Origin of the sequence: Streptomyces zinciresistens K42 (assembly GCF_000225525.1) — a bacterium.
Taxonomy (GTDB): domain Bacteria; phylum Actinomycetota; class Actinomycetes; order Streptomycetales; family Streptomycetaceae; genus Streptomyces; species Streptomyces zinciresistens.
The window spans coordinates 1-4,316 of record NZ_AGBF01000333.1 but is presented as its reverse complement, the minus strand read 5'-3'; the positions used below and the strand labels follow the sequence as shown (position 1 = coordinate 4,316).

General features: G+C 75.6%; 4 protein-coding genes. All 4 read left to right on the top strand.

From position 1 onward, the window contains the following. A partial coding sequence (locus SZN_RS35725; RefSeq protein WP_007505166.1) for a lipopolysaccharide biosynthesis protein occupies positions 1–1,291 on the top strand: 1,291 nt, incomplete at its 5' end. Between the two features lie 11 nt (positions 1,292–1,302). After that, positions 1,303–2,325, top strand: a complete 1,023-nt coding sequence (locus SZN_RS35720) for a glycosyltransferase family 2 protein (RefSeq protein WP_007505164.1) — start codon at positions 1,303–1,305, stop codon at positions 2,323–2,325. Continuing rightward, the gene (locus SZN_RS35715) at positions 2,325–3,437 is read left to right on the top strand and encodes a GNAT family N-acetyltransferase (RefSeq protein ID WP_007505162.1); all 1,113 of its coding nucleotides are present in this window, start codon (positions 2,325–2,327) and stop codon (positions 3,435–3,437) included. The genes SZN_RS35720 and SZN_RS35715 overlap by 1 nt, the downstream gene beginning before the upstream one ends. A 72-nt stretch (positions 3,438–3,509) precedes the next feature. Further along, positions 3,510–4,316, top strand: an 807-nt coding sequence (locus SZN_RS35710) for a polysaccharide deacetylase family protein (protein ID WP_007505160.1), incomplete at its 3' end; no start/stop codon positions are given.

Genomic DNA, 4,316 nt, shown 5'->3' with positions numbered 1-4,316 from the left:
CCTCTCGGCCGTGCTGCCCCGCGAGCCGCTGCTGCGCAACGGCCATCTGCTGGCGCTGAGTTCGCTCGTCAACGCGGTGCTGGGGGCGGTCTTCTGGGTGCTGGCCACCCGCTGGTACGACGACCGCACGGTGGGCCTGAACTACGCCACGGTCTCGGCCGCCACGCTGCTGTCCACCATCGGCCAGCTCAACCTCGCGGACTTCCTGGTCCGCTTCGTGCCGGCCGCCGGACGGCACACCCGCTCCCTGATCCTGACCTGCTACGCCGTCAGCATCGCGTGCAGTGTGCTGGTCTCCGTCGGCTTCCTCCTCCTGGTGCCCGTCGTCACCCCCGGCCTCGGCTTCCTGCTGTCGCCGCTCACCGGCCTGTTCTTCGTGGCCTACACCGCCGCCTACGCGATCTTCGCCCTCCAGGACGGCGCCCTGACGGGCGTCCGGCACCCGGGCTGGGTCGCGGCCGAGAACGTGGTCTTCGCCGCGGTGAAGATCCTCCTGCTGGCCGCCGCGGCCGCCCTGACCCTGTTCACCGGCATCCTCGTCTCCTGGGCCGGCGCGCTGATCGTCGCGCTCCTGGTGGCCAACGTGCTCCTGATGCGGCACGCCGTGCCCCGGCACGAGAGCCGGGCCCCGCGGGCGGCGCGCCCGCCGCGCATGGTGGGCTACGCGACGGCCGACTACGCCGGATCGCTGTTCCGGATGGCCGCCTACAGCCTGGTGCCCCTGCTCGTGCTGAACACCCTGGGCCCGGAGCAGAGCGCCTACTACTCGCTCGCGTGGATCGTCGGCTACGTCCCCTACCTCCTCGCGACCAACATGGGCAGCTCCCTCATCGTCGAGGCGGCCGACGACCCGCGCCGGCTGGCCGAGCACTTCTCCCGCGTACTGCGCCACTCCGCGCTGCTGATGGCGGCGGGCACGGTGCTGATCGTCCTCGTCGCGCCGAGGCTGCTCGCCTTCTTCGGCCCCGAGTACGCCCGGCACGGCACCACGCTGCTGCGTCTGCTGGCGCTGTCCGCGCTGCCGAACCTGCTGGTGAGCCTTGCCGTGGACGTGGCACGGATGCGCCGCCGGCTGCGCATGGTCGTCGGACTGCAACTGGCGCTGTGCGTCCTGGTGCTGGTCCTGGCCCGCGTCCTGCTGCCCGCCCTGGGCCTGGCAGGCGGCGGACTCGCCTGGCTGCTGGCGCTGACCGTGCTCGCCCTCCACCTCGTGATCCGGCGCTCGCGCTGGCTGCCCCGGCGGCCCGCGCCCGCCCCCCGTACCGAGAACGTCCCGCACCAGGAGAAGTAGGGAGAAGTGACGTGCCCCGTACCGAGTTCTCCGTCGTGATCTGCGTGTACACCGAGGACCGGTGGCCGGACATCCTCGCCGCCGTGGAGTCGGTACGCGGGCAGTCGCTGCCCGCCCTGGAGACCCTGCTCGTGGTCGACCACAACCCCGCGCTGCTCGCGCGGCTGCGCGCCGCCTACGGCACGGACCCGGGCCCCGGCCCCGGGAGCGTGCGGGTGCTCGCCAACGCGGGCCCGCGGGGGCTGTCCGCCGGACGCAACACGGGCATCGCCGCCGCCCGGGGCGCGGTCCTCGCCTTCCTCGACGACGACGCCGTCGCGGAAGCCGACTGGCTGCGGCACATGGCGTCGGACTACACCGACGCGCGCGTGATGGCCGTGGGCGGCCGCACGGTACCGGCGTGGGGGTCGGGCCGCAGGCCCGCCTGGTTCCCCGAGGAGTTCGACTGGGTCGTGGGCTGCGCCTACAAGGGGATGCCGCGGGGCCGGGCGCCGGTGCGCAACGTCCTGGGCGGCAACGCCTCCTTCCGCCGCAGCGCCTTCGACGCGGCGGGCGGCTTCGCGGTGGGCATCGGCCGCGACGGCGACCGGCGCCCGCTGGGCTGCGAGGAGACGGAGCTGTGCATCCGGCTGAAGCGGGCCGTCCCCGAGGCGCTGCTCCTGCTCGACGACCGGGCGGTGATCCACCACAAGGTCCCCCTCGCCCGGGAACGCTTCGGCTACTTCCGCCGCCGCGCCTACGCCGAGGGCCTGTCCAAGGCCCGGGTCACCCGCCAGGTCGGCATGGGCAAGGGCCTGGAGTCGGAGCGCCGCTACACCACCCGGGTCCTGCCGGCCGCCGTGGCCCGCGGGCTGCGGGACGCCCTGCTGGGACGCCGTGGCGGCGCCGGGCGGGCCGGCGCGGTCGTCGCCGGGGTCGCCGGCGCCACCGCGGGCTACCTGGTCGGTGCCGTGCGGTCCCGCGCGGCGGGCCCGGACTCCTGGGCCGTGGCCGCCCCGGTCCCGGCGGGGCCGCGACAGGAAGGACGACCGTGATGGACATCAGCGTGTACCGGCCCGGGGAACTGCCCGCCGCCGACCGGCGGGCGTGGACGGCGACGCAGTCGACCGCCCACGCCGACGGCTCCCCCCAGCTGGCCAATCCCTTCCTCTCACCGGAGTTCGCGCTGGCGGTCGGCCGGTGCGGGCGCGGTGTGCGGATCGCCGTCGCGCGGGAGGACGGTCCGGGCTCCGCGCCCCTCGCGTTCTTCCCGTACCAGCGGTCCCCGGCGGGCGTGGGCCGCGCGATCGGCCTCGGCCTGTCGGACTGCCAGGGCCTCGTGCACGTGCCGGGGTTCGAGTGGGACGCCGGCGCCCTGCTGAAGGCGTGCGGGCTCGCCATCTGGGAGTTCGACCATCTCGCGGAGGGCCAGCGGCCGTTCGAGCAGTCCGTGACCGGCACCTTCGCCTCGCCCGTGATGGACGTGGCCGACGGCTGGGAGGCGTACGTCGGCCGGCTGCGCGCGCGGTCGGCCCGCGGCACCCGTGTCCGGCTGGCCCAGGAACGCAAACTGGGGCGGGCCGCGGGCGAGGTCCGCTACGTGCACGACGAACGCGATCCGGCGATGCTGCGCACCCTCGTGCGCTGGAAGTCCGCGCAGTACCGCAGGACGGGCCGCGGCGACCGCTTCGCGCACGCCTGGATCACGCGGCTGGTGGAGGAGCTGTTCGCCACCCGGTCCGCGTCGTTCACCGGCCTGCTCTCGGTGCTGTACGCGGGTGGCCGCCCGGCGGCCGCGCACTTCGGGCTGCGCTCGGAGCACCAGCTGGCCTGCTGGTTCACGGCCTACGACCCCGCCTTCGCGAAGTACTCCCCCGGCATCGTGCTGCATCTGCGCATGGCCAGGGGCGCGGCCGAGGACGGCCTGTCCTACCTCGACCTCGGGCGGGGCGGCCGCGCGCACAAGGACGCGCTGAAGACGCGGGAGGTGCAGGTCTCGGAGGGCTGGGTGACCCGGCGGCACCCGGTCGCCGTCGTCCACCGGGCCCGGCGCGCCCCGGCGCGGGCGCTGCGCAACGCGGTGGTGGCCCGGCCGGGTCTGCGCGCCCCCGCCGACCGGCTGCTGAAGGGCCTGGGCAGGGCGCGCACCTGGCACGGGACCCCGTAGCGCGGGGCGGGCGCGCGGCGCGCGTCCGCCGTGCCGCGGTGAGCAGCCGCGAGGAGCCGCGAGGAGCCTTCGATGAGTCAACCCGTACCGATCCTGATGTACCACGCGGTCGGCCACGCGCCGGCGGCCGCGATCCGCGCGCTGTCCGTCTCGCCGGAGGCGTTCGCGGCGCAGATGGCGCTGCTCGCCGAGCGGGGCTTCACCCCGGTGACCACGGCCCGGCTGGCCGCGGCCTGGCGCGGCGGCCCGCACCTGCCCGACCGCCCCGTGCTGATCACCTTCGACGACGGGTACCGGGGTGTGCACCGGCACGCGCTGCCGGTGCTGCGCCGGTACGGCTTTCGCGCGACCGTCTTCGTGACGACGGGCTGGCTGCGCGGTCCGTACGAGAGCGGCGGGGCCGCGCCCGACGCCATGCTCGACTGGCGCGAGGTGGACGAACTCGCCCTCGGGGGCAACGAGATCGGCGGCCACAGCCACACCCATCCGCAGCTGGACCAGATCCCCGACGAGGCCCTGGCGGACGAGGTGCGGCGCTGCCGGCAGATCATCGGGGACCGGCTCGGCCGCGCCCCGGAGTCGTTCGCCTACCCCTTCGGGTACTCCGACCGACGGGTGCGGCGGTCCGTGCGCGACGCCGGCTTCACCCAGGCCGTCGCGGTGCGCAACGCGCTGGCCCGCCCGCCCCAGGGTCCGTTCGCCCTGCGGCGGCTGACCGTGCGGCCCGGCACGCGGCCCGGGGAGTTCGCGCGGCTGGTGGAGGGACGGGCCGTCGCCCGGACCTACGCCGTGGACCGGACGCTGACGAAGGGCTACGCGCTGGTCCGCGGGGCGCGGCGGCTCGCCCGCCGGACGGCCCGGACGGGTGCCGGGCACGAT

Bases quoted from the DNA above. Each gene is read 5' to 3' on its own strand.
- SZN_RS35715 (WP_007505162.1), top strand. From the start codon at position 2,325: ATGGACATCAGCGTGTACCGGCCCGGGGAACTGCCCGCCGCCGACCGG.